The sequence below is a fragment of the Stenotrophomonas sp. STEN063 genome (assembly GCF_056854515.1).
Genome location: NZ_JBXFWF010000014.1, coordinates 1 through 25,878, shown reverse-complemented (window position 1 = coordinate 25,878; position 25,878 = coordinate 1). Strand labels below are relative to the sequence as shown.

Genomic DNA, 25,878 nt, shown 5'->3' with positions numbered 1-25,878 from the left:
GGCAGGACTTCTGCTGCCTCACGCAACGCGTATACACCTGCCATCAATGGTGGAGCGTCGGCTCACCGTGCTGTACCAGCTTGCCGCCGCCGTTACGTGACACGAACTTGCGCAGCGCCACGTAGAACACCGGGGTCAGGAACAGGCCGAACAAGGTCACACCCAACATGCCAGCAAACACGGTGATACCCGTCACCGAGCGCACCTCGGCACCGGCGCCATGCGAAAGCACCAACGGCACCGTGCCGGCGATGAAGGCGATCGAGGTCATCACGATCGGGCGCAGACGCAGACGGCAGGCTTCCAGCGCCGCCTCGACGATGCCCTTGCCCCCCATCTCCAACTCACGGGCGAACTCGACGATCAGGATCGCGTTCTTGCATGCCAGGCCCATCAACACAACCAGGCCTACCTGCACGAAGACGTTGTTATCACCGCCGGTCAGCCATACGCCGAACAACGCCGACAGCAAGGTCATCGGGACGATCAGGATCACCGCCAGCGGCAGCGACCAGCTCTCGTACAGCGCGGCCAACACCAGGAAGGCCAGCAGGATCGCCACCGGGAACACGATGAAGGCAGCCTTGCCTTGGGTCGCCTGCTGGTAGCTCAGGTCGGTCCATTCGGTGACCATGCCGGCCGGCAGCACCTGGCCGGCAATCTCGGTGAGCTTGTTCATCGCCTCGGCCGAGGACAGCATGCGCGGATCTGCCTCACCGGCCAGATCAGCCGCCGGATAACCGTTGAAGCGCAGCACCGGATCCGGGCCATAGGTTTCCTTGACGGTCACCATCGAACCGATCGGCACCATCTCGCCGCGATCATTGCGGGTACGCAGCTTGCCAATATCTTCCACGCTGTCACGGAACTGACCATCAGCCTGCGCGATCACCTGCCAGGTACGGCCGAACTGGTTGAAGTCATTGACATAGGCCGAACCCAGGTAGGTCTGCAGCGTGTCGAACAACTCGGTCAACTGCACCCCTTGTGCCTTCGCCTTCACACGGTCGACCTCTGCATCCAGCTGCGGCACGTTGGCCTGGTAGCTGGTGATCGGATAGGCCATGCCCGGCGTCTGTGCCACCGCGCCCTGCATGCTCTGCACCGCGTTCTGCAAGGCGCCATAGCCGAGATTGCCACGGTCTTCGATGAACATCTGGTAACCGTTGCCGTTACCCAAACCAAGGATCGGCGGCGGCATCATCGCGAAGGCGAACCCTTCCTGCAGCCCGGCGATCTTCTGGTTGATCTCGGCATTGATCTGCGCGGCAGTACGGCCCTTGCGTTCGTTGAACGGCTTGAGCGGAATGAAGGCCACGCCGGTGTTTGGCGTATTGGTGAACTGCAGCGCATTCAAGCCGGGGAACGAGATGGTGTGGGCAACGCCATCGGTTTCCTGGGCAATCTTGGCCACCTTGCGCAGCATTTCATCGGTACGTGCAATCGACGAGCCTTCCGGCAGTTTCACGCCGGCGATCAGATACAGCTTGTCCTGGGTCGGGATGAAGCCCGGCGGCACCAGCTTGAAGATCACGCCGGTGCCCACCAGCAGCACCGCGTACACCACGAACACCGCGCCGCGACGACCGAGGATGCGTGACACGCCGCGCTCGTACTTCTCCGAGCTGGTCTTGAAGAAACGATTGAACGGACGGAACACCCAGCCGAACAGCTTGTCGATCAGACGGCTGGGCGCATCCTTGGCCGCACCATGCGGCTTGAGCAGGCGCGCAGCCAGGGCCGGCGACAGGGTCAGCGAGTTGATCGCCGAGATCACCGTGGAAATGGCAATCGTCACCGCGAACTGCTTGTAGAACTGGCCGGTGACGCCGGACAGGAACGCCATCGGCACGAACACCGCACACAACACCAGCGCGATCGCGACGATCGGGCCGGACACTTCCTTCATCGCCTGGTGCGCGGCAGCCGTGGGCGACAGGCCCTCCTCGATGTTGCGCTCGACGTTTTCCACCACCACGATCGCGTCATCGACCACGATGCCGATCGCCAGCACCAGGCCGAACAGGCTCAGCGTATTGATCGAGAAGCCCAGCAGGTACAACGCAGCAAATGTACCGACCACCGACACCGGCACTGCGATCAGCGGAATGATCGAGGCACGCCAGGTCTGCAGGAACAGGATCACCACCAGCACCACCAGCGCGATGGCTTCCAACAGCGTGGTCACCACCGCCTTGATCGAGTCACGCACGAAGATGGTGGTGTCGTACACCGCCTCGTACTTCACGTCGGCCGGGAAGCTCTTCTGCAGCTCGTCCATGGTGCCGATCACGGAATCGCGGATCTCCAGTGCATTGGCACCCGGCGCCTGGAAGATACCGATGCCGACCGCATTCTTGCCATCCAGCTGCGAACGCAAGGTGTAGTCACCCGCGCCCAGTTCGATACGCGCCACGTCCGACAGGCGCACCACCTCACCGTCGGTGCCGCTCTTGAGCACGATGTCACCGAACTCCTGCTCGCTGCGCAGGCGGCCCTGGGCATTGATAAGGGTCAGGAACTGGCTGTTGGGCATTGGCTCGGCGCCAAGCTGACCAGCGGAAACCTGCACGTTCTGTTCGCGCATGGCGCTCACCACGTCGCTGGCGGTCAGTCCGCGCGAGGCAACCTTGTCCGGGTCCAGCCATGCACGCATGGCGTAGTCACCACCACCGAAGATCTGCGCATCGCCGACGCCGGGAATACGCGCCAGTCCATCCTTGACGTGCAGGCGGGCGTAATTGCGCAGGTACAAGGTGTCGTAGCTGCCCTTGGGCGAAGTGAGGTGCACGACCATCAGGAAGGTCGGCGACTGCTTCTGGGTCGTCACGCCCTGCCGCCGCACGTCTTCAGGCAAGCGCGCCTGCGCCTGCGCAACGCGGTTCTGCACCTTCACCGCCGCTTCATCCGGATCGGTGCCCGGGCGGAAGGTGACGGTCATCTGCAGCACGCCGTCGGAGCCGGCCACCGACTTGAGGTACATCATGCCCTCGACGCCGTTGATCGCCTCTTCCAGGGGTGTCGCCACCGTCTCGGCGATCACCTTGGGATTGGCACCCGGATACACAGTGCGCACCACCACCGACGGCGGCACCACTTCCGGATACTCACCAATGGGCAGGAACGGAATGCTGACCAGGCCAGCGGCGAAGATCACGATCGACAACACCGCCGCGAAGATCGGTCTGTCGATGAAAAATCTGGAAAAATCCATGGGAAATCCTTGGAAAAGCTGGCGTCAGGCTGCAGCTGCCCTGCCCGCTCCCGACAGGAGCAGACAAACACAGCCGACAGCCACGCCGGCAAAGGTAGTAACGGCTTAGTTGATGCTGCTCACGGCCTGGGTGGCTGATGCAGCGGCGCGCTGCATCGCAACCGGCTTGGCCTGCACCGGCATGCCCGGCATGAACACCTTCTGCACGCCGTCGACGATCACCTTGTCGCCAGCAGCCAGACCCTGTTCGACGATGCGCAGGCCCTCGGCATTGCGGCCAAGCTGCACATCACGACGCTGCGCCTTGTTGTCCTTGTCCAGCACGAACACGTACTTGCGGTCCTGGTCGGTCAGCACCGCCTTGTCGTCGACAAGTACTGCCTGGAACTGCCCGCTGCCCAACAGCTGCACGCGAGCGAACAGGCCCGGGGTGAACTGGCGGCTGGTGTTGTCCAGCAGCGCACGCACGCGGATGGTGCCGGTGCTGCGGGTGATCTGGTTATCGAGGAAATCGACCTTGCCTTCGTGCGGATAGCCCTGTTCGCCACTCAAGCCAACCTTGACCGGCAAGGCCTGATCACGCTCACTCGGGCGCTCACCATTGCGCGCCATCTGCGCGTAGCGCAGATAGGTGGACTCGTCGGCGTCGAAGTAGACGTGCACCGTGTCCAGTGACACCAGGGTGGTCAACACGCTCGCTGCATCACCGGCGGTGACCAGGTTGCCTGCGGTCACCATCGCGCGGCCGGCACGGCCATCGATCGGCGCACGCACCTTGGTGAACTCCAGGTTGAGACGCGCCGCATCCAATGCTGCCTGCGCGGCCTGCACCTGTGCACCGGCCTGATCTGCACTGGCGCGGCGCTGTTCGGCGGTTTCCGCAGCAATGGCCTGTTGTTCGGCCAGGCGGCGGGCGCGCTCGGACTCGCTGCGTGCCAGACCAGCCTGCGTGCGTGCGCGATTCAATTCGGCCTGCGCCCGGTTGAACTCGGCCTGGTAGCTGCGCGCATCGATGGTGAACAGTACATCGCCCTTCTTCACCTCATCGCCTTCGACGTAGTTGACCTTGTCGATGTAGCCAGACACGCGCGGACGCAGCTCAACGCTCTGCACGGCCTCGACGCGGCCGCTGAACTCGTCCCATTGGGCGACCTGCTTGATCAGCACTGGCGCAACGCTTACTTCGGGTGCCGGTGGCGCGGCGTTTTCCGCGTGACCGCCACTGCAGGCGACCAGTACGGCCAGACTCAGCGCTGACATGCCTGCCAAGGCGACGCGGCGCAACGCGGGTGATGGGGAGATGCCTTTCATTTCGTGCTCCAAGGGGGAGGTGATCAGGGGATTGCAAAAAAAACGAATGGAGCTCGACATCGCGGTGGCGCCAGCCCGTCACGCGACAATCTGCGCAGCTCGGCCCTGGGCGGGCGGATCAGCGGCAGCGGCGGCGAAATCACTGTCCCGTCCGCGGAAATTTTTGGACCACCAATGGGACAAACAACCCCAGGGCCCGTCGCAGCATCGCAACACCTTGCCGCTTGGCGCCTCGAGGGGCAGCTGCCTGCACGTCGCCAAGCAAGGCCTCAAACTGCAATGGATTCAATTGATTGCAGGCCAACCTTGAAGGCAAAGCGTTGCGGTAACTGGGCTCGCGGCGAGGTGTTGGCAGGGCCATGGGGGAGCGCATGCGCATGACGGCATGTCCGGATTGGATACAGGTGTACAAGATAGGCCCCTAATCCAGACTTGATTAGTACGGATTGAAGGGAATAATCATCCCGTCGCCGGCACAATTCCGTTGCCGCAAGAGTCCCAACCATGGCCAACGATCTCAACGACACCCTGATCTTCGTCAAAGTGGTCGAACAGGGCAGTTTCACTGCCGCTGCGCGCCTGCTCGGTCAACCCAAGACCACGGTCAGCCGCAAGGTGCAGGAGCTGGAGACCCGCCTGGGCGCGCGTCTGCTGCACCGGACCACGCGGCGCCTGGGCCTGACCGAAGCCGGGACCGTGTATTACGAGCACTGCCAGCGTATTGCGCGTGAACTGGATCAGGCCGAAAGCGCGGTCAGCCAGTTGCAATCCGGCCCCCGCGGTTGGCTGCGTTTCACCGTTCCGTACTCGATTGGTACCTGCTGGATTGCACCGCTGCTGGGCCAGTTCCAGAGCGAGTACCCGGAGATCCGGGTCGACATGCACCTGGGCAATGAGACCTTGGACCTGATTTCAGGGGAAGTGGATCTGGCACTGCGCGTTGGCGCACTGCCCGACTCCAACCTTATCGCGCGCAAGCTGGGCAGCCTGCGCACCCAGGTATTCGCCAGCCCGGCCTATCTCGCCGTGCACGGCGAGCCCAAGCACCCGGACGAGCTGCAATTCCATCGCACCTTGGCGATCCGCAAGCTCCATCATGGACAAACCCAGCGTTTTACGTGGGCATTGGCCGAAAATGGTGGCGAGATGCGCGAGTTTGCGGTCAATCCGCTACTGGTGGCAAATGACCCGTCAGCCCTGAATGCCGCCCTGGTCGCTGGCGAGGGCCTGATGCTGAGCAGTGACGTGATGGCCAAGCCCTTTGTCGAATCCGGCATGGTGCGGCAGGTTCTGCCTGGCTGGACTGGCCCGGATTACGACTTCAATGCGGTATTTGCCGGCGGCCGTCTGGTCTCCCCCAAGGTGCGCGCGTTCATCGACTTCCTGGTCGCCAAGCTCAACTTCGACGCCAACTACATGATGTTGCAGTGCCCGAATGCCAAGCGGTTGGCCGATATCGAGCAGGAGTACCAGCAGCGCTCAAAGGGCCACCCAAAACTGCGGGTGGTGGAAGCTCTCAGCGCCTGAGTGCGGCACTACGCGTCAAACAGAAACGGCGGCCATCAAGGCCGCCGTTTCTGTATGCATCAAGCGCTCTTGTCGCCAGGCCGTAGCCCGGGTAAGCGCAGCGCACCCGGGAAGAACAGCAATACGGTCAAATCCGGCTCGGAAACCTGATGACTCCGCAGCCCCGGGGGCGCTGCGCTTGCCCAGGCCAGGAATCAATACGTCGTCAGTAACCGCGGTAATACGGCCACAGCGGCACGATCTGCACTTCCTTGCAGCCGTCATAGCGGCTGCAGCTTCCGAAGTAACCCGGCCCTGAGTAGCGCTGGCGGGCATCGCGGTTATAGGGGCTGTTGTAGAAATCCGGACGCGCGAAATGGCCGGAACCGTAGTAACGGTAAGGCGTCTGGCCGATGCTCGACTCGGTACGGAAGGTCTGCGCCAGCGCCTGTGCGCCGTCATTGTCGACGTAGCCGTTCTCGTTGTCGTAGCGGACCAGGCGGTAATAAATCGTCTCGCCACCCTGCTTGCGGCTGTGCAACTGCTCCATCTGGCCACCGCCAGCATCGGCATAGGCCTTGCCACCCTCGAACAGAACTTCGCTGGGGTTGACGACTTCTTCTTCCAACGGCGGGGCTGCCGCCGCACTCGCAGCTACTGCAAGCAACATGGCTGCTACAGCCAACTTGTTCCACGCCTTTCCCATGATGCGCATGACCACCCTCCTTGATTGGGCACCTGCCGTTACCGGCAGTCCGCCGTGATCGCCCGGCCAACACCCTTGGCCGAGCTGTCATTGCTACCTGCTGCCATCGCGGCGCGCGGCCTTACCGGCACCCGCACGGCAGCACTTTCGGACAAATCCGTGTTCATTATAGGAGGAAGCCGCATCCAGAGCCGTGAAACCGGTTGGATACTCAGCGCGTCGGCCTGACCTGCTGGTATTCCAGCAGTGCCCGGCGTATCACCTGGCGGGCCTCGGCCGCGTCGCCCCAACCGTTGAGCTGGATGTCGGCGCCAGTTGGCAGTTGCTTGTAGGTGCGGAAGAACGCCTCGATGCGCTGCACGTCCATGACCGGCAGATCCTCCAGCCCACGTACCTTCGCATAGGTCGGGTCAACTGCATCCACCGGCACGCCGACAATCTTCTCGTCGGCCTCGCCCTTGTCGACCATGCGCAACACGCCCAGCGGGCGGAAGCGGACGACGGCGCCGGGCTGGATCGGGAACCGGGTCAACACCAGCGCATCCAGCGGATCACCATCACCGGCCAAGGTCTGCGGCATCGAACCGTAGTTGGCCGGATAGGCCACCGGCATCGACAGGAAGCGATCCACCCGCAACTCGCCATGCTCACCGAGCTCGTACTTGATCGCGCCGCCAGCGGGAATCTCCACCGCCAGCAGCACTTCCTCCGGCGCCATATCGGGCTGCGGCAAAGCGAAGGGATGCAGCAGCTCGCCAGCTGCCAACAACGGTGACGCGGTAGCCAGCATCACGCCACAGAGAACTGCCTGCATCACCTTCATCCACCTACTCCCAGCAACGATCGTCGCGGCCCTTGGGCGACACCGCACGCGGGCAATCACGCTGCGGGATGCGCCCTTCGGTGATCTCGCTGAACTGCTTGCCGCCATCGGCACCGCGGCTGATCTGGAAAGCGTCATACAGCCGACCGGTTGCCGTGCGCGCTTCGTAGTGCAGCCCCTTGTCGTCCAGCCGCAGCACCTGGAACAACTGCGTGTCCTCGGCGGTAGGCTTCATCGTCGCGCGTGCTTCCGGCGACAAGCGGTACTGCTTGGGACCGGCAACGGACGAGATGTACTGCGGCAACGCGGCACCTGTATCGGCACGACGGCCGTAGGTGTGATCGTGGCCCTGCAGCACCAGATCGACCTTGTGCCGCTGCAGTACCGGACGGATCTCGCTGGCCAGCACCGAGCTGTCACGCTCTGCGCGCAAGGGATACAGCGGCTGGTGCACGACCACGATGTTCCACGGCTGGCGGCTGCTTTCCAGCACATCCTCCAACCAGTTCGCCTGCGCCTTGGCGGTGCCCAGATCCAGTGCCGAAGTACCATCCAGCACCACCACGCGCAGACCCTGATAGTCGAACCAGTAGGTGGTACTGGCAGTAGCCGGCGCACCATTGCCCGGCAGCGCGAAGGTCAGCGGCCAATGCTTGCCCAGCACACGTCGTTCCTGCGGCGTGTCCTCGAACTCTTCGAAGTACTCGTGGTTACCTGCGGCCGGTGCGACCGCCGTGCCCGGCAGCAACCAGCCACCGGCGGCGAACCACTCGCCCCATTCGTTGTCGTCCTCGCCATCACCGCCACTGACCAGATCACCCGCAAACAAGGTCAGCCGCGCATCCGGTGCGGTCTGCCAGCCCTGCCGTATCACTCGGCTGACATGGCTGAGGTTCTTGTTCTGGGTATCGCCGAAGTACAGCACCGTCAGCGGCTGACCAGCGGCAGCGGCAGTACGGAAGTGCTGCCATGCACTCCAGGTGCCCTGCCCCTGCACCCGGTAGGCATACAGCGTGTCGGCCTGCAGACCATCAATCAACGCACGATGGTGCTGGCTGTTGCCGTTCTCGGTCTGCAGCAGTTGGCTGCTCGCAGTGAGCTGCCGCACCTGGCCCATGTCCGGCGAGTCGCCAGCCACGGTGATTTCCAGCAGCGCCGGCTCGGCCAGTGGCGCGGTACGCCACGCCACCGCGAAGCCGCTGCTGGCATCCTGCGCTGGCGACGCGACGATGCGGTCAGGAAAGCCACTGGCCGCATAGTGCCGGCTCCCCGCCGGCACCTGCGTGTTGGGCTCGGCAGCTGGAGCGGCCCCCACCGCTCCAGCTGCGCCCATCAGCGCCGCGCTGATCAGCACCAGCAGTGGCAGCCGCAAGCGAGAGCGTCCCCGCGCCCTCATTGGCCACACTCCTGCGGCAGCGACAACGCCTTGGCGATATCGCGCCAATCAAAGGCCACCACGCCCTGATCGTCATGCACCGCGTACAGCGCCCCCTGCGGGAAACGCGCCGACACCTGCTGGCTGTTCCAGATACCGTCGGTATTGGCCACCGTGTTGCCGTGGAACGAACCCACCGGCGCCAGTGTCTTGCGATCGAACAGATGGAAGGTACTGCGCTGCTTGCCCTGCTCGGTGGTGATCCACCAGCCGCCATCGCCGCAGGTACGCAGCATCACGCCTTCGGCCTGTGCCTTGAACAGGCCGCGCCCAAAGGTCTCGCCACTGAAGTCACCGGCCAGGTTGTAGACCTTGAACTCGCTGGCATAGGTTTCGTCTTCTTCGGCGATCAGCAGGCGGTCATTGGCCGGATCTCCCCAGATCGACTCGACCACACGCAGCGCGCCCTTGGGCGATGTGTCACCGATGCTGCGCACCAGCTTGGCCTGCACCTCGCCGCCATTGACGGTGACGTGATAGCGACGCACGCGCTCGTCCAGACGCTCCAGCGCCGGCAGGATGTCATTGCCCGCCGCATCCTCGCCATCGTCGTAGGAATCAGTGACGTACAGGTCATAACCGCCCTGCACCGGGTTCACCCATAGGCCATAAGGCTTGCGCAGGTCGTTGCCGGCGAACACGCCCAGCGGCTTGAAGTCCGGCAGCTGCAGCACCTGCACACGGTGGTTGTCACGTTCGACGATGAACACCAGGTCGCCCTGCACCGCAATGCCATTGGGACGGTCGAACTGCCCCAACGCGGTGCCGGTGCTGCCGACGTCACGCAGATGCTTGCCGGTCTGGCCGTCGTACACCACCAGCTTGTCGGTGGCCTTGGCGGTCGCGATCAGCCACAGCCGGCCATCGGCACCGCGCCAGCTGGCCGGCGAATCGATGTTGTCAGCCGGCGTCATCGGGGTCAGGAAGGCTTCGGCCACCAAGGTGGACGGGACAGCGGTCGCGCCCTCGGCAAGATCGGCTGCGGTCGGTGGCGTGCTGGACTTCGGCACCGGCTGGCAGGCGCCCAGCACCAAGGCAACGGCGGTAGCGAGCAGCGCGGCCCTCACAGTGCCACCTTCACGCCAATCGCATAGGTACGGCCGTATTCCTCGTTCTGCAGGGTACGCGAGGACACGCCCTGGTACAGCTCGAGCGGCTCATCCAGCAGGTTGGAAGCTTCCAGGTACAGGCTCACGTTCTTGCTCAGCTTGTAGTCGAAGCTGAAATCGAGCTGGGTATGCGGCGCGACGTAGATATCGAATGCACGGCTGTCGCCGATGGTGTCCAGGTACTCGCTGCGATAGACACCGGCCAGGCGGGTGCTGAGGCCGCCCCATTCGTAGCCGATATGCGCGCTGTAGATGTTCCTGGACGCGCGCGGCAGGTTGAAGTCATCGCCTTCGCGGTCAGCGATGCCCGGATCAAAATCCGTGTCCAGCCAGGTGCCACTGGCACCGACCAGCAGGCCAGACCATGCGCCCGGCAGGAAGCTCAGCTGCTGCTGCCAGTTGAACTCGGCGCCGAACACCTTGGCCTTGTCGCCATTGATCGAGCGGGTCACCTTGAAGTCCGGATACTCGGGATCGTTATCAGTCTCGGTCTGCACGATGTAACCATCGATGGACTTGTGGAACAGACCCAACGAAATGATGCCGCTATCGCCGAGGTAGCGCTCGAAGGAGAAATCAAGATTGGTGGACTCGTACGGGTCCAGGTTCGGATTGCCGATACGTGCTTCTTCATCATCGCGGTTGACCGCCAGACGCGGCGAGACATCACCGAACGACGGTCGCGCCACGGTCTTGTTGACCGAGCCGCGCAGCACCCAGTCGTTATTGGTGTCGTAGCGCAGGTGCAGGCCAGGCAGCACACTGGTATAGCTGTTGTTGGCGATACGCGGGGTCACCGTGACGGTCTTGCCGTCGCTGGCAACATCGACATCGTTGCCGGTGGCATTGAACTGCGTGTTCTCCACGCGCACGCCGCCGATCACCCGCAATGCGCCGATGTCCCAGGTGCCCATCGCATAGGCGGAGAGGATGTCTTCGCTGGCGATGTAGTCTTCTTCCAGCGAAGTCATCGTGTTGCCGGCGACATCGCCCGACCTGGCGCTGTACTTGCTGCCATTGGCTGCCCACCAGGCACGCATCGCCGCCGAGCTCATGCCCTGGCCGAGGCTGCCACCGCGGTGATCAAGCGTCTTGCCGTTCCAGCTGGTCAAGTCAACGGCTGGACCGGTTCGCAGCTCGACTTCGTCCACATTGACATCACGCTCGCGCCAGCGGCCCAGCACACCGAACTTGTAGCTGCCCTTGTCGCCATCGAAGCGGATGTTGACCTGCGCGCTGCGCTCGCTGTCGTCGATCTGCTTGGGCGAGAGCACGACGCGGTCGAACGCGTAGTTGCCGTTGTCCATCCAACCGCTGTCGCTCAGGCTCAGGCCGGGAATGCCACTGTTCTGGTTGAGCGTGGCGGAGAATGGGCCACCGTCGTAGTCAAAACGCGCTTCCATTTCATCGTTCACGCGCTCGCGGGTCTTGGTGTAGCCCACCTTGTAGTCCAAGACCGCGCCGCTCAGCTGATTCTCACCGCCCAGGCTGACCGCAAAGGTGTTCTCTTCCTTGGTGCGGTAGCGCATGCGCTTGCTGATGGCATCGGCATCGAGCTCAGCTACCTCGTAGCGCCCCCCACCCAGAGCAGTTATCCCTTCGTTACCAAGGCCAAAGATCGTGCGCTGGCGGGTTTCCGCATCGTCGAACTGGCTGTACAGCGTGCGCAGGTAATAGCGGTTGGCATCATCAGGACGCCAATCGAAATTCAGGTTGGCGCCGGTGCGCTCGCGCTCGATGGTGTACTTGCGGCGCTGGATCTCGACCGCGACCAGATCATCATCGGCACCGCCATCGAACGTGTCGTACTCCACTTCCGTGTTGTCGGATTCGAAGGTGCGCTTCTGGTAGTTGACACCCAGCGCCACACCGAAGGTTTCCGCAAACACTTCGCTGTAATTGAACGCAGCCTTCGGGCTGGTCTCGCCCGAAAGCTCCTGGTGGCTGCCCTCCAGCTTGCCCTTCAGGGAGCGGCCATCGCGGTCGAAGGCCGAGGCCGATTCCACCACTACCGCGCCGCCGATGGCATCACCCGGCATGTCCGGCGTAGCCGACTTGATCACTCGCAGGCGCTCGGTGGACTCGGACGGAATCACGTCCAGCGGCGCTGCACGCGAGGAGTCCTCGGGCGTGCCGATGGCGATGCCGTCGATGCTGACGCTGTTCAAGGCGGCATCCAGGCCGCGGATCACCACGAAGCGACCCTCACCCTGGTCGCGGGTGACGCTGACGCCGGGCAGTCGCTGCAGCGACTCGGCGACATTCATGTCCGGGTAGTCGCCCATGGAGTCGGATGCAACCGCATCCTGCACGCCATTGGCGTCACGCTTGAGCTCCACCGCACGGATCTGCGCTTCGCGCTGCGCACGCACTTCGATGCGTTCCAGATCGATGGCTGCGGCCGCACCACTGGCCAGCGTGGTCGTGCCATCGGCCGTGGCCTGTTGTGCATATGCAGGTGCGGCTGCCATGCAGGCCACCGCTGTCGTCACCGCCATCACCAAGACGCTCTTGCGCACTACCGCCCCCAATCTGTGTAAAGGATGGGTGTGCACGGTATGTCCGTTCAGTTGCATGACTGTTACAGACGCACGGCTGCAATATTTCAGTCCGTTACTGGCTGGGTACAGCGGGACTGCGGCAAACTATGTGCTCTTCCCTGTCATCACACCGCCATGAAAATCGTCGAAGTCCGCCACCCGTTGGTCCAGCACAAGATCGGCCTACTCCGCGATGCATCCATGAGCACCAAGGATTTCCGCGAGGTCGTCAACGAACTTGGCACCCTGCTGGCCTACGAGGCCACCGCCAATCTTGAGACCGAAAGCCACACCATGGCAGGCTGGGCCGGCCCGGTGCAGGTGCAGCGCATTGCCGGTGCCAAGATCACCGTGGTGCCGATCCTGCGCGCCGGCCTCGGCATGCTGACCGGCGTGCTGTCACTGATTCCAGCCGCGCGTGTCAGCGTTGTCGGCCTGCAGCGTGACGAGGAAACCCTGCAGCCAGTGCCCTACTTCGAGCGCCTGACCGGCCGCCTGGAAGAGCGCGACGCGCTGATCCTTGACCCGATGCTGGCCACCGGCGGCACCTTGATCGCCACCATCGACATGCTCAAGCGGGCCGGCGCCCGCCGCATCAAGGGCATCTTCCTGGTCGCCGCACCGGAAGGCCTGAAGGCACTGGAAGCCGTGCATCCGGACGTGGAGGTGTATACCGCCGCCATCGACGAACGCCTCAACGAGAAGGGCTACATCATGCCGGGCCTGGGCGATGCCGGTGATCGCATCTTCGGCACCCGCATCGGTTGAGCATCGCGGCCGGCCAGACAGTTGCCGCCGCCAACCACCAACTCAAGCGGTGAACATGATGAAACGCGCCATCACTTTGGTTCTGGCCGCTGCGTGTGCAATCAGCACGCCGGCCGCCTTTGCCGCCGACAAAGTCACCCAGACTCCCGTGCAGTTCGCAAAGGGCATGAGCAGCTACAGCACCAGCCATAGCCTGCTTGGCTACGACAGCGTGAACTACACGCTGGATGCCAAGGCCGAGCAATCCATGCGGGTAAGCCTGAGCGACAGCAGCAATGTCGGCTTCAACATCTATGCCGCGGGGGATATTCCCGGCGTTGCCACCGCTCTCGGCAGTGGCAGCCTGGGACAGGACTGGAACGGCATATTGCCTGCCTCCGGGACCTACACCGTGCAGGTGTACCAGGTGCGTGCGGCAGCCCGGCGCGATGCGCAGGCGGCCTATGCCATCACCTTCGCGATTCATTGACATTGATCCCTGCCATGCGGGCCGGCATGGCGGCAGTGGCAAAGTCAGCAACCGCCGCTCTGCGGCGCTTGCTGACTGAAACGAGCTGGAGCGAATTTGCGCAAGACGCGTAATCCGTCGAACCAACTGCAACGAATCAGCGGCGCAGCCAGCGCTCATTGGCAGCAGCAGGCGCCGCCAACAGCTGCCGCGCCTGTTCGTCCTTGAGCAGTTGTGCACGCAGGAACGCCGTGCCCAGCTCGCGGGCGCGTTCGAACAACAGCTCAGGTTCTCCGCCAATCAGGTTGTGGTCGCCCCCGGCAAGTACCACGCCGGTCTTGTCTCCAGCAGGCGCCGTCTCGACGGGATAGAGGTGATCGACTGGGTCGCTGACGAAACCCGGCACCAGATCCTTGTCACCGGTGACCAGCAGCAAAGGCACCGCCAGCGAGGCATATGACTGCTCGTTGATCAGCCCCGGAATCCGGCCTGGCGACGAAAAGCCCAGCACAGCCGCCACTGACGGATCGCGCAACGGCCCCAGTCCGTTCAATGCACCACCAAGCGTCGCCGAGATCAGCGTCCCCAGACTATGACCGGCTGCAGCAACCGGCATCCCGGGCCAATGCTTCGCCGCGTAGCTGCTGACAGCGCGCATGTCGACGAAGCGCTCGATCAAGCCTTGTTGCAGCGAGAACTGCTCACGCTGCGGATACTTCATCGAGTCCACGTGCAGCGGTGCCAACACCACGAATCCGGCATCCGCCCAGGACTGCAGCAGGCGCTCGTAGCGCTCCGGCCAGGCACCGTGCCCGGAGGAAAACAGCACCACGCCACGCACCTGCGCCGGCTCCCAGATCGCCAGCGTTGTCGAGCGCTCGGCACCGACCTGCAATGGCAGCACCTGAGTTGGAGCCGCCAGCGCGGCAGCAGCGGGGCCCAGCAACATGAGCACGGCAAGCCCGGCGCGTCGCAGCAGGGAAGGAAGTTTCATGACATTGCCCCGGATCTGGATGATGGGACCAATGTCGGTTTTGACAGCTTCCGGAATCAGTGCCGGAAGTCAGTTTTTTTCCTGCCGTTGGTCAGCTCAGGCGGCCAGCGAACGCGCCTTCAGCTCACCCACTTCATGGGCGGTGCCAAACCGCCCTTTCTCATCACGCACCACCTGCGCCATCGCGCATTGCGGGTCGTGGGTGAAGAACAGGTGCACGTTACGCGCCAGTTTGTCTTCCAGAAATGCCCGCTTCTCGTCGATCAGCAGTTCGGCATTGCGGTCGTAACCCATGGTGATCGGCACATGCACCCAGGAACGGCCAGGAATCAGATCGGCACAGAACACCACGCCACCGCGCGGCTGGCCGTTGACCCGCTCGGGGCCGACGATCTCGGCCAGCATCAAGCCTGGCGTATGGCCGTCACTGAAGCTGAAACGTACCGATTCGCCGAGTACTTTCGAATAGGCACCACTGACGATCTCAAGGCGGCCACTGGCTTCCAGCAAACCGGTCAACTCGGGAATGAAGCTGGCCCTGTCACGCGGGTGCGGATGCTTGGCCCGCTCCCAGTGCTCGGCACCAATCACGAAGGTCGCATTGGGGAACAACAGCTCCGGCTCGCGACCTTCCGACCACGGCGCCAGCAAGCCCCCTGCATGATCGAAATGCAGATGACTCAGCACCACCACATCAATGTCTTCGTGCTCGAAGCCTGCTTCACGCAGCGAATCCATCAGCACATGCCGCGGCTCCTGCACGCCATAGCGTTCGCGCAGCTTGGGCTCGAAGAAGGCACCGATGCCGGTTTCGAACAACACCGTCTTGCCACCCAGCGGGCTGGCCAACAATGCCCGGCATGCCAGCTCGATGCGATTGGCATCGTCGGCCTCCGCCCAGCGCTCCCACAACGCCTTCGGCGCGTTGCCGAACATCGCGCCGCCATCGAGTTTTTGCGAGTTACCGCGAATCGACCAAAGTTTCATATGAAAAATTCTACCCGCTGCGCGTTAAATATTCGCAAGGATCCAGTGGCGGATAATTGACGGGCAACGGCACTGGCGGGGACGTCGTGCTGTGTGCACCTATCGGAAGGATGATTACTGATGGGGCCTGGCTTTGGATCGGCTTTTGCTCATCTGCCGTCATTCCCGCGCAGGCGGGAATCGCTCTAGCTCTAGCTCTTGCTCTCGCCACTGCCTCCGCGATGCAGTAAACCGAGAGCAGGGAATGGAGCAAAGAACGTAAGGCAAAAAGCCGGAGCGATTCCCGCCTGCGCGGGAATGACGGCATAGATCAAAAGCCAAACAAAAACCCCGCCGAAGCGAGGTCTCCTGTTTACCTCAGTCAGCCTTTCCCAGCTTGCGAACCTCGGCACTGCCAACCGGGTTACGCGGATCACTGCCGCCGCTGAGGACATTGCTGCGCCGATCCCACTCCACCGTCTGCAGGTTGCCCCAGACATGGCTGGAGCCACGGCCGCCTTCGGCGGAGTCGCCCGGCAGTTCCACCTTGTGCCCCATCGCCTGCAGCTGCCTGGCGACTTCCGGGGAAAACGCGCCGCTCTCCGCCGAAATCTCATCCGGCAACCATTGGTGGTGGTAGCGCGGCAAGGCGGCTACCTGCTGTGCATCCAGGCCGGCGTCGTAGCCGAGGATGCCGAGCAGGACCATGGTGATGATGCGGCTGCCACCGGGCGTACCAATCACCACGACCTTGTCGTCGTTCTCCATGAAGGTCGGCGTCATCGAGCTGAGCATGCGCTTGCCCTTGGCCGGCGCATTTGCCGCATAGCCCATCACGCCGAAGGCATTGGGCGTGCCCGGCTTCAACGCGAAGTCGTCCATCTCGTTGTTCAACAGCACGCCGGTGCCAGCCGGAATCAGGCCCGACCCGTACAGCAGGTTCACCGTCTGGGTGCCGCCAACGCGGTTGCCTTCGCTGTCGATGATCGAGAAATGCGTGGTCTCGTCATCTTCCAGTGGCGTCGGGTTGCCCGACAGCAGATCGCTGGGCGTGGCCTTTTCCGGATGGATGGTCGCACGCAGGCCCTGCGCGTAGTCGCGGCTGGTCAGCACCTTCTGCGGGATGTCGACAAAGTCGGGATCGCCGAGGAAGAAGGTGCGGTCGCGATAGGCACGACGCATCGCTTCCACCACCAGGTGCGTGCTGTGCGCCTGGTCCAACTTGCTCAGGTCCCAGGGTTCCAGGATCTGCAGCATCGAGGCCAGCGCGATACCGCCGGAAGACGGCGGCGAGGCAGTAGTGATCTTCCAGCCGTGGTAGTTGAACACGATCGGCTCGCGGGTCTTGACCGTGTAGCCGGCCAGTTCCTCGGCAGTCCAGCGGCCGCCGGCCTGCTTCACGCCGGCCAGCAGCTTGCGCCCGGTCTCGCCGCGGTAGAAGCCATCAAAGCCGTTGGCGGCCAGCAGCTGCAGCGTGTGCGCCAGCTCCGGCTGCTTGAAGATATCGCCCTCTGCGATCGGCTTGCCGTTGCGCAGGTAGACCTCGCGGGTGCCCGGGTAACGGTCCATCACTTCACGGCGGCTGGTATAGCCACGGGCCATGCGTGCGTACACCGGGAAGCCATCGGTGGCGACGCGGATTGCCGGTGCCAGCGAATCGCCCAGCGGCAACTTGCCATGCTCGCGCGCCAGCTTCACCAGCGCCGCCGGCAAACCCGGAATGCCGGCCGACCACGGGCCATTGACCGAGCGGTCACGGTCCAGGTTGCCGTTCTTGTCCAGGAACTGCTCCGGCGTTGCGGACTCGGGCGAGGTCTCGCGCGCATCCAGCATCAGGTCCTTGCCGGTCTTGGCATCGTGCAGCAGGAAAAACCCGCCGCCACCCAGACCCGAGCTGATTGGTTCAACCACGGCCAGCGTGGAAGACACGGCCACCGCTGCATCGAACGCATTGCCGCCCTGGGCAAGGATTTCCATACCGGCCTGGGTTGCCAGCGAATGGCCGCTGGCAATCGCAGCGCCATCAGGGTGTGCGGCGCGCGCCGGCGCGGTGTCGGCTGCCCACGCGGCTGGCGACAGCACCAGTGCGAACAGCAGCAGGGAACGGGCAACGAGTTTCATGCCGTTGGATTCTCCGATTGGTAAAACTCAGGGTGATCGCGCTGCAGGCCGGCCAGTTTGGCCAGCAGCTGATCTTCGGTTTCGACGATATCCGGGTCCGGGTCAATGCATTCGACCGGGCACACCACCACGCATTGCGGTTCATCGAAATGACCGACACATTCGGTACAACGGGCCGGATCGATCACATAGATCGTCTCGCCCATTGCGATGGCCTGGTTGGGACAGGCTGGCTCACAGACGTCGCAATTGACGCAGAGCTCATTGATTTTCAAAGACATTGTTGCGGTGTTCCCGTCGGAGCGGGGCTTGCAACCGGCGCCTGCCGGTTCATCGGTCCTGCTGTTCATGGACTGCCAAGGGCAGTGCCGACAGCAAGCTTACCGGATACTGGTTTTGCCGGGGCCCAAGCTGCTGCTTCCACAGCGTTCTGCGAGTGTTGGTGCTGGATTGGGTGGCCGCTGGATTTGGCTGAATTGCGCGTTGTTGGCAGGGGTCTCGCAACGCCTGAGCAGAATCAGGGCTAGCCCTAATGCTGAGGCTGAAACCAGAACAAGGGCGACCCCCGTCTTCGCGAGGGTGGTGCACTGGCAAAGGCGGAGCCGCTACGCGGCCCCGCGCCAGCTGGAGCGGAGCTACATCCAGAGCCAGAGCAGGAGCTAGAGCGATCCCCGCCTTCGCGGGGATGACGCACTGGCAAAGGCGGAGCCGCTACGCGGCCCCGCGCCAGTGCGTCACTTGGCTTCGACGAAGACGTAGTCGGCGCCGGTCGGCTTGACGATGGTCTGCACACGGGCGTTGTCAGCGGCATCGCCGATGAACACCACGCGCACACCCTTCATCGAATCAGCCTGCACGTCCTTGAAACTGGCTTCGATCAGGTCAGCCATCTTGGCCGACGCCGACGAACCGAAAGCCAGCATGTTGCCCGGCTGGACGCCGCGACCGACGGCACCGGTGGCGCTCTCAGCCTGACGGTCGTACTTGGCAGCGAACTCCGGATCCGATTCCGGCGGCAGGTAGTACAGGAACGGGCTGGCGGTGATGTTGCCCATGTTCTGCACGGCGACCGCCTGCAGGTACTTCTTCCAACCCGCGTCGTCATCCTTGGCCGGGGCGACCAGCGCCTGCTGCGCTTCGACTACCGGTGCTTCTTCTTTCTTGCAGGCCGTTACAGCCAGCACCATCGAGGCGGCAAGCAGCACGCGCATCGTGTTCTTCATGATCGTTCTCCCGTTGAAAAGTGGTGTTACCAGAAAAATTTACTGCCCACGCGCTTCGCGGGCCTTGCGCAACGCTTCAAGCACAGTGGCCGGCACGAAACCGGAGACATCCCCGCCCAACCGGGCGATTTCACGCACCAGCGAGGAGGAAATGAAGCTGTGCTGCTCGGAGGGGGTCAGAAACAAGGTCTCCACCTCCGGAATCAGATGCCGGTTCATGCTCGCCATCTGGAATTCGTATTCAAAATCGGACACGGCGCGCAGGCCGCGCAGCAGCACCCCGCCGTGCACGGAGCGCACGAAATGGGCCAGCAAGGTGTCGAAACCGACCACTTCCACGTTGTCGTGGTGTTGCAGTGCTTCCACCGCCAATGCCACCCGCAGCTGCAGTGGCAGCGTCGGGCCCTTGGATGGGCTCTGCGCCACGCCGACCACCACCTTCTCGAACAAGGGCGCGGCACGGTTCACCAGATCGATGTGACCATTGGTGATCGGGTCGAAAGTGCCCGGGTATACGGCGATGCGGCGATTGGCTGAGGTCATGCGGGTTCGGTCGCGTTCATGTCGCCGCGAAGTGTAGCAGCGGCCCGGCGGTAGAGGGCATAGGCCACCTCACGGGTACTGCCTTCGCGACGCAGTTGCCATTCCGCCGGCAGCTGCAGCGCCGCGCCTACCGGCGCTTCCACGTACAGCCAGGCATCGTCAGCCAGGTGCCGGGGAAGACGTTCGATCACCTGTTCCCACAAACCGGCGGCGAAAGGCGGGTCCAGAAACACGACGTCGGCCCGTGCGGGCAGCGCACTGCCCAGCCAATGCAGGGCATCGCCGGCAATCACCTCAACCTGGGCCCCTGCCCCCAACCTTCCGACCACGCCGCGCAGCGCCGCCACCAGCTGCGGATCGCGCTCCACCAGCTGTGCGAACGCCGCACCGCGCGATACCGCCTCCAGGCCCAGCGCGCCGCTGCCGGCAAACAGGTCCAACACGCGCGCGCCCGGCAGTTTGGGCAGCAGCCAGTTGAACAGGGTTTCGCGGACCCGGTCGCTGGTCGGCCTCAGGCCCGGCAATTCAGGAACCTGCAAACGGGTATTGCGCCAACGTCCACCGACGATACGCACCTGCCCGCTGGCAGCAGCAGGCGCTTTCCCACGAACCGGACTCATCCGCCCCGCACCGACAAAGCCAATGGCAAAACGTGGCAAATCAAATACATCGGCGGTCTACATCCAACAGATCCAAGTGCTGCAGATGATAGACCAGCACCTGCCCCGGCTGCGCCCACCTTGAAATCGGCCCATTCACCCTTACCCAAGCTGCAGTCGCCGCGCAGCTGCGCGCCCCATAGCAACGGAGCACCCCGACCGATGAGCAACCCGAATCACAAGGAAACCCGCGGTTTCCAGACCGAGGTGAAGCAGCTGCTGCACCTGATGATCCATTCGCTGTACTCGAACAAGGAAATATTCCTGCGCGAGCTGGTGTCCAATGCCGCCGACGCCGCCGACAAGCTGCGCTTCGAAGCGTTGACCCAGCCCGAGCTGCTCGAAGGCGGCACGCCACTGCGCATCCGCATCGAGGCCGACCCGGCCGCGCGCACCCTGACCATCGACGACAACGGCATCGGCCTGAGCCGCGACGAAGCCATCGCCCACCTCGGCACCATCGCCAAGTCCGGCACCGCCGAGTTCCTGAAGAACCTGTCCGGCGACCAGAAGAAGGACTCCAATCTGATCGGCCAGTTCGGCGTGGGCTTCTATTCGGCCTTCATCGTGGCCGACCAGGTCGACGTCTACAGCCGCCGCGCCGGCCTGCCGGCCAGTGAAGGCGTGCATTGGTCATCCAAGGGTGAAGGCGAGTTCGAGGTCGAGACCATCGACAAGCCCGAGCGCGGCACCCGCATCGTGCTGCACCTGAAGGAAGGCGAAGACAGCTACACCGACGGCTGGCAGCTGCGCAGCCTGATCAAGAAGTACTCCGACCATATCGGCCTGCCGATCGAGCTGCAGAAAGAACATCACGGCGAGGAAGCCGACAAGCCGGCCACCCCGGAATGGGAAACCGTCAACCGCGCCAATGCCCTGTGGACCCGCGCCAAGTCCGATGTCAAGGACGAGGAATACAAGGAGTTCTTCAAGCACATCGCGCACGATCCGACCGATCCTCTGGCCTGGACCCACAACAAGGTCGAAGGCAAGCTGGAGTACACCTCGCTGTTGTACACGCCGGGCCGCGCGCCGTTCGACCTGTACCACCGCGACGCACCCAAGGGCCTGAAGCTCTATGTGCAGCGCGTCTTCATCATGGACCAGGCCGAGCAGTTCCTGCCGCTGTACCTGCGTTTCATCAAGGGCGTGGTCGATTCCAACGACCTGCCGTTGAACGTGTCGCGTGAAATCCTGCAGTCCGGCCCGGTGATCGACTCGATGAAGTCGGCGCTGACCAAGCGTTCGCTGGACATGCTGGAGAAGCTGGCCAAGGACAAGCCGGAGGACTATGCCGGCTTCTGGAAGAACTTCGGCCAGGTGCTGAAGGAAGGCCCGGCCGAGGATTACGGCAACCGCGAGAAGGTCGCCGGCCTGCTGCGCTTCGCCTCCACCCATGACGACAGCGGCGAGCAGAGTGTCGCCCTGGCCGATTACGTCGGTCGCATGATCGAAGGCCAGGACAAGCTCTATTACCTGACCGGCGAGAGCTACCAGCAGGTCAAGGACAGCCCGCACCTGGAGGTGTTCCGCAAGAAGGGCATCGAAGTGCTGCTGATGACCGACCGCATCGATGAGTGGCTGATGAGCTACCTCAACGAGTTCGACGGCAAGTCCTTTGTCGATATCGCCCGTGGCGACCTGGACCTGGGCAAGCTGGAGACCGAAGAGGACAAGAAGGCACAGGAAGAAGTCGCCAAGACCAAGGAAGGCCTGGCCGCGCGCCTGAAGACCGTGCTGGGCGAGGAAGTCGCCGAAGTGCGCGTCTCGCACCGCCTGACCGACTCGCCGGCCATCCTCGCCATCGGCGAACAGGACCTGGGCCTGCAGATGCGCCAGATCCTCGAAGCCAGCGGCCAGAAGGTACCCGACAGCAAGCCGGTGTTCGAGTTCAACCCGGCGCACCCGCTGATCGAGAAGCTGGATGCCGAGCCGGACATGGACCGCTTCAACGACCTGGCCCATGTGCTGTTCGACCAGGCCGCATTGGCCGCCGGCGACAGCCTGAAGGATCCGGCCGGCTATGTGCGCCGCTTGAACAAGCTGCTGCTCGAGCTGTCGGCCTGACGACCCGCCGCCTCTCCCGCATGCGGGAGAAGGCCGTAGTGCCGAGCCATGCTCGGCAGAGGCCTTCCCGGTAATGCCCCAAAAACCGCCCTCACCCCAACCCCTCTCCCGCAAGCGGGAGAGGGGCTTATAGAGCGAGGAGCCTGTAGTGCCGAGCCATGCTCGGCAGAGGCCTTCCCGGTAAAGCCCCAAAAGCCCCCCTCACCCCAACCCCTCTCCCGCAAGCGGGAGAGGGGCTTGTAGAGCGAGGAGCCTGTAGTGCCGAGCCATGCTCGGCAGAGGCCTTACCGGCAATGCCCAAGAGTTGCCCCCACCCCAACCCCTCTCCCGCAGGCGGAAGAGGGATTTTGGCAACAGCACTCTCGCCACCGCACCGCCGGCCGCCTGACCGCCAGTGGTAGAATGGACAACTGATTTCAGGCCTTTTTCCTTCATGTTCAGCTTCTTCCGCCGCAAAAAGACCGACGACGCCCAACAGCCCGCAAAGCCGTCCACGCTTAGCGCCGAGGAACTTGCCGCCGCGTTCCCGCAGGCACCGTCGGCACAAGCGCCGCTGCCCGCAGAACCCGCCCAGCCCGAAACCGCACAAACGTCGGTCGAAGCCCCGGTCGCTGCTCATGCGCCGGCAGGGCCTGCAACAGAAGCCGCAGCAGCGCCCGCGCCGCTTGTCGAACAAGTTGTCGTGGTCGAAGCAGCCCCTGTTGCAGCACCAGCCCAGATCGAAGCACCGGCTGCCGCCGAACCGCCCGCCCCTGCAGCCCTTGAAATCGCTCCGCAGGCGATGGAGCCCGTTGCCGCCCCTGCTCCTGTCGTTGCTGCTCCTGTTGTTCCAGTTGCAGCACCGGCTCCGGCCGCTGCCGAAGTCATCGTCCCCAGCTCCCCCGATTCAGACGCCGCGCTGATTCCCGTCGATGCCGCTCCCGCAGCACCGGCCGGCAAGCTCGGCTGGCGCGATCGCCTGCGTAACAGCAGCTTCGCGCGCAGCTTCGGCGGCCTGTTCTCGCGCAATCCCAAGCTCGACGACGACCTGCTCGATGAAATTGAAACCGCCCTGATAACCGCCGACGTCGGCATGCCGGCAACCACGGCGCTGGTCGAAGACCTGCGCAAGCGCATGAAGTCGCGCGAGTTCGCCGATGCCAACGCACTGCTGGCCGCGCTGCGCGCCGACCTGATCGCAATGCTGCAGCCGGTCGCCAAGCCGCTGGTCATCGACACCAATGCCAAGCCATTCGTGATCCTCACCGTCGGCGTCAACGGCGTCGGCAAGACCACCACCATCGGCAAGCTGGCCAAGCGCTTCAAGGATCAGGGCCATAGCCTGATGCTGGCCGCTGGCGATACCTTCCGTGCCGCCGCGGTTGCCCAGCTGCAGATCTGGGGCGAGCGCAATGGCGTTGCCGTCGTCGCACAGGGTCAGAACGCCGATGCCGCTTCGGTCGCGTTCGATGCACTGCAGGCTGGCAAGGCTCGCGGCACCAGCGTGCTGATCGCCGACACCGCCGGTCGCCTGCACACCCAGACCGGCCTGATGAACGAGCTGAGCAAGATCCGCCGCGTGCTGGGCAAGATCGACGACACCGCTCCGCACGAAGTGCTGATGGTGATCGACGGCACAACCGGTCAGAACGCGCTGTCGCAGCTGCGCCAGTTCCATGCTGCTGCTGGTGTCACCGGCCTGGTCGTGACCAAGCTGGACGGTACCGCCAAGGGCGGCGTGGTGTTCGCGTTGGCGCGCGAGTTTGGCATTCCGATCCGTTTCGCCGGCATCGGCGAGCGCCCGGAAGACCTGCGCGTATTCGATGCAGAAGCCTTCGTCGACGCGCTGCTGCCGCAGGCCTTGGGCAGCAACTGATCTGCTAGCCCCTCTCCCGTTTACGGGAGAGGGGTTGGGGTGAGGGGAAGCTCTACGAGCGGAATCAAAAGCTCCCCTCATCCGCCCCTTCGGGGCACCTTCTCCCGCCCGCGGGAGAAGGGACTCGATGCAATCGCCAGCCATCGCCTGCGAGCCAATGCCCAACTTCCCCAGCCAACTCCTCACCTGGTTTGACCAGCACGGCCGCCACGATCTGCCCTGGCAGCATCCGCGTTCACCGTACCGGGTGTGGCTGTCGGAAATCATGCTGCAGCAAACCCAGGTTGCGACGGCAACTCCGTACTTCCAGCGTTTCGTGCAGTCGTTCCCGACCTTGCGCGATCTGGCAGCAACCGACAACGACACCTTGATGGCGCACTGGGCCGGCCTGGGCTATTACGCACGCGCCCGCAACCTGCATGCAGCAGCCAAACAATGCGTCGAGCTGCACGACGGGGAATTGCCGCGTGATTTCGATGCCCTGCTCGCCCTGCCCGGCATCGGCCGCAGCACCGCCGGCGCCATCCTCAGCCAGGCCTGGAACGACCCGTTCGCGATCCTCGACGGCAACGTCAAGCGCGTCTTGACCCGCTACCACGGCATCACTGGTTTCCCCGGCCTGCCTGCCATCGAGAAACAACTGTGGGCACAAGCTGAGGCACACGTCGCGCAGGTGCCGGTCGGGCGCATGGCCGACTACACCCAGGCGCAGATGGATTTCGGCGCGACCCTGTGCACACGCGCCAAGCCGGCCTGCATCCTCTGCCCGCTGCAGCGCAGTTGTACCGCATATGCACGCGGCCTGGTCGATTCACTCCCCACGCCGAAGCCCAGCAAAGTGCTGCCGGAGCGCGAAGCCAGCGCCCTGTTGCTGGAAGACAGCGACGGCCGCATCCTGCTGCTCAAGCGCCCGCCAACCGGCATCTGGGCCTCACTGTGGACGCTGCCGCAGGCCGACACTGACAGCGCGCTGCGCGAGTGGTTCGCCGCCAGCATCAAAGGCAACTACGACAACGCCAACGAACTGCCGCTGATCGTGCATACCTTCAGCCATTACCGCCTGCACCTGCAGCCACTGCACCTGCGCAAAGTCGCACTCAAATCCAAGGTCGGTGACAATGCTGATCTACGCTGGGTAGCGCGTGACGAGCTCGCCGCAATCGGCCTGCCCGCGCCCATCCGCAAACTGCTGGAACGTCATCCAGCACACTGATTCGACAGGACTACACCATGCCCCGCTCCGTCTTCTGCCAATACGAACAACGCGAAACCGAGGGTCTGGATTTCGTGCCCTACCCCGGCGAACTGGGCCAGCGCATCTTCGCCAACATCGGCAAGCAGGCGTGGGCGGCATGGCTGGCGCACCAGACCATGCTGATCAACGAGAACCGGCTGTCGCCACGCGACCCCAAGCACCGCGCCTTCCTCGAGGAGGAGCTGGTGAAGTACCTGTTCTCCGGCGGCGCGGAAAAGCCGGCGGGCTACGTTACGCCGGAAGCGGAATAACACCGGACCCTGTAGTGGGGGGGGGGGGGGGGGGCGGGGGGGGGGGGGGGGGCGGGGGGGGGGGGGGCGGGGGCGGGCCGCCGG

General features: G+C 63.8%; 21 protein-coding genes. 7 read left to right on the top strand and 14 right to left on the bottom strand.

Annotated elements, in window-relative coordinates; all coding sequences use genetic code 11:
* Nucleotides 1-43: 43 nt before the first annotated feature.
* Together AC1VWL_RS05690 and AC1VWL_RS05685 are read right to left on the bottom strand one after the other, a co-directional pair.
* Entirely contained in the window at nt 44-3,214 is a 3,171-nt protein-coding gene (locus AC1VWL_RS05690) for an efflux RND transporter permease subunit (RefSeq protein ID WP_296246339.1), read from the bottom strand.
* A 105-nt stretch (nt 3,215-3,319) separates the two neighbouring features.
* Nucleotides 3,320-4,525 (bottom strand): efflux RND transporter periplasmic adaptor subunit, encoded by a 1,206-nt coding sequence (locus tag AC1VWL_RS05685; protein WP_482986064.1) that lies wholly within the window; start codon nt 4,523-4,525, stop codon nt 3,320-3,322.
* Nucleotides 4,526-5,029: 504 nt separating this feature from the next.
* Here AC1VWL_RS05685 and AC1VWL_RS05680 point away from each other — a divergent pair.
* The gene (locus AC1VWL_RS05680) at nt 5,030-6,052 is read left to right on the top strand and encodes a LysR family transcriptional regulator (RefSeq protein ID WP_481533402.1); all 1,023 of its coding nucleotides are present in this window, start codon (nt 5,030-5,032) and stop codon (nt 6,050-6,052) included.
* Between the two features lie 205 nt (nt 6,053-6,257).
* Here AC1VWL_RS05680 and AC1VWL_RS05675 read toward each other — a convergent pair whose 3' ends face one another.
* From AC1VWL_RS05675 to AC1VWL_RS05655, 5 genes are all read right to left on the bottom strand, one after another.
* Nucleotides 6,258-6,737 (bottom strand): hypothetical protein, encoded by a 480-nt coding sequence (locus AC1VWL_RS05675; protein WP_481533417.1) that lies wholly within the window; start codon nt 6,735-6,737, stop codon nt 6,258-6,260.
* Nucleotides 6,738-6,948: 211 nt separating this feature from the next.
* Nucleotides 6,949-7,560, bottom strand: a complete 612-nt coding sequence (locus tag AC1VWL_RS05670; RefSeq protein WP_482986063.1) for an inorganic diphosphatase — start codon at nt 7,558-7,560, stop codon at nt 6,949-6,951.
* Nucleotides 7,561-7,564: 4 nt separating this feature from the next.
* Nucleotides 7,565-8,893 (bottom strand): purple acid phosphatase family protein, encoded by a 1,329-nt coding sequence (locus tag AC1VWL_RS05665; RefSeq protein ID WP_482986089.1) that lies wholly within the window; start codon nt 8,891-8,893, stop codon nt 7,565-7,567.
* A 59-nt stretch (nt 8,894-8,952) separates the two neighbouring features.
* Nucleotides 8,953-10,062 (bottom strand): phytase, encoded by a 1,110-nt coding sequence (locus tag AC1VWL_RS05660; RefSeq protein ID WP_482986062.1) that lies wholly within the window; start codon nt 10,060-10,062, stop codon nt 8,953-8,955.
* Nucleotides 10,059-12,602, bottom strand: a complete 2,544-nt coding sequence (locus AC1VWL_RS05655; protein ID WP_482986088.1) for a TonB-dependent receptor — start codon at nt 12,600-12,602, stop codon at nt 10,059-10,061. Before AC1VWL_RS05655 ends, AC1VWL_RS05660 begins: the two co-directional genes overlap by 4 nt.
* 177 nt (nt 12,603-12,779) lie before the next feature.
* On the opposite strand from AC1VWL_RS05655, the gene upp reads away from it, so the two are divergent.
* Together upp and AC1VWL_RS05645 are read left to right on the top strand one after the other, a co-directional pair.
* Nucleotides 12,780-13,412 carry a uracil phosphoribosyltransferase gene (gene upp / locus AC1VWL_RS05650; protein WP_481533405.1) on the top strand — a complete coding sequence of 211 codons (633 nt, stop codon included), beginning with the start codon at nt 12,780-12,782 and terminating at the stop codon, nt 13,410-13,412.
* A 58-nt stretch (nt 13,413-13,470) separates the two neighbouring features.
* On the top strand, nt 13,471-13,881 hold the full coding sequence (locus AC1VWL_RS05645; RefSeq protein ID WP_482986061.1) for a g-type lysozyme inhibitor: 411 nt from the start codon (nt 13,471-13,473) through the stop codon (nt 13,879-13,881).
* Between the two features lie 136 nt (nt 13,882-14,017).
* Here AC1VWL_RS05645 and AC1VWL_RS05640 read toward each other — a convergent pair whose 3' ends face one another.
* The 7 genes from AC1VWL_RS05640 to rsmD all read right to left on the bottom strand — a co-directional run bounded on the left by AC1VWL_RS05640 (nt 14,018) and on the right by rsmD (nt 20,327).
* On the bottom strand, nt 14,018-14,854 hold the full coding sequence (locus tag AC1VWL_RS05640) for an alpha/beta hydrolase family protein (RefSeq protein WP_482986060.1): 837 nt from the start codon (nt 14,852-14,854) through the stop codon (nt 14,018-14,020).
* Nucleotides 14,855-14,950: 96 nt separating this feature from the next.
* Nucleotides 14,951-15,841: an MBL fold metallo-hydrolase gene (locus tag AC1VWL_RS05635; RefSeq protein WP_482986059.1), complete on the bottom strand. Its 891-nt coding sequence runs from the start codon at nt 15,839-15,841 to the stop codon at nt 14,951-14,953.
* Between the two features lie 357 nt (nt 15,842-16,198).
* Nucleotides 16,199-17,941: a gamma-glutamyltransferase gene (gene ggt / locus AC1VWL_RS05630; protein ID WP_482986058.1), complete on the bottom strand. Its 1,743-nt coding sequence runs from the start codon at nt 17,939-17,941 to the stop codon at nt 16,199-16,201.
* Nucleotides 17,938-18,222, bottom strand: a complete 285-nt coding sequence (locus tag AC1VWL_RS05625) for a YfhL family 4Fe-4S dicluster ferredoxin (protein WP_282268820.1) — start codon at nt 18,220-18,222, stop codon at nt 17,938-17,940. Before AC1VWL_RS05625 ends, ggt begins: the two co-directional genes overlap by 4 nt.
* A gap of 453 nt (nt 18,223-18,675) precedes the next feature.
* Nucleotides 18,676-19,164 (bottom strand): hypothetical protein, encoded by a 489-nt coding sequence (locus AC1VWL_RS05620; protein ID WP_282268818.1) that lies wholly within the window; start codon nt 19,162-19,164, stop codon nt 18,676-18,678.
* Between the two features lie 39 nt (nt 19,165-19,203).
* Entirely contained in the window at nt 19,204-19,707 is a 504-nt protein-coding gene (gene coaD / locus AC1VWL_RS05615; RefSeq protein WP_481533409.1) for a pantetheine-phosphate adenylyltransferase, read from the bottom strand.
* On the bottom strand, nt 19,704-20,327 hold the full coding sequence (rsmD, locus tag AC1VWL_RS05610; RefSeq protein ID WP_482986057.1) for a 16S rRNA (guanine(966)-N(2))-methyltransferase RsmD: 624 nt from the start codon (nt 20,325-20,327) through the stop codon (nt 19,704-19,706). The genes coaD and rsmD overlap by 4 nt, the downstream gene beginning before the upstream one ends.
* Nucleotides 20,328-20,528: 201 nt before the next feature.
* On the opposite strand from rsmD, the gene htpG reads away from it, so the two are divergent.
* The 4 genes from htpG to AC1VWL_RS05590 all read left to right on the top strand — a co-directional run bounded on the left by htpG (nt 20,529) and on the right by AC1VWL_RS05590 (nt 25,794).
* Complete coding sequence (gene htpG / locus AC1VWL_RS05605) at nt 20,529-22,433, top strand: molecular chaperone HtpG (protein WP_482986056.1); 1,905 nt, start codon at nt 20,529-20,531, stop codon at nt 22,431-22,433.
* A gap of 433 nt (nt 22,434-22,866) precedes the next feature.
* Nucleotides 22,867-24,288: a signal recognition particle-docking protein FtsY gene (gene ftsY, locus AC1VWL_RS05600; RefSeq protein WP_482986055.1), complete on the top strand. Its 1,422-nt coding sequence runs from the start codon at nt 22,867-22,869 to the stop codon at nt 24,286-24,288.
* A 157-nt stretch (nt 24,289-24,445) separates the two neighbouring features.
* Nucleotides 24,446-25,501 carry an A/G-specific adenine glycosylase gene (gene mutY / locus AC1VWL_RS05595; RefSeq protein WP_482986087.1) on the top strand — a complete coding sequence of 352 codons (1,056 nt, stop codon included), beginning with the start codon at nt 24,446-24,448 and terminating at the stop codon, nt 25,499-25,501.
* A gap of 17 nt (nt 25,502-25,518) precedes the next feature.
* On the top strand, nt 25,519-25,794 hold the full coding sequence (locus AC1VWL_RS05590) for an oxidative damage protection protein (protein ID WP_482986054.1): 276 nt from the start codon (nt 25,519-25,521) through the stop codon (nt 25,792-25,794).
* The last annotated feature ends 84 nt before the right edge of the window (nt 25,795-25,878 follow it).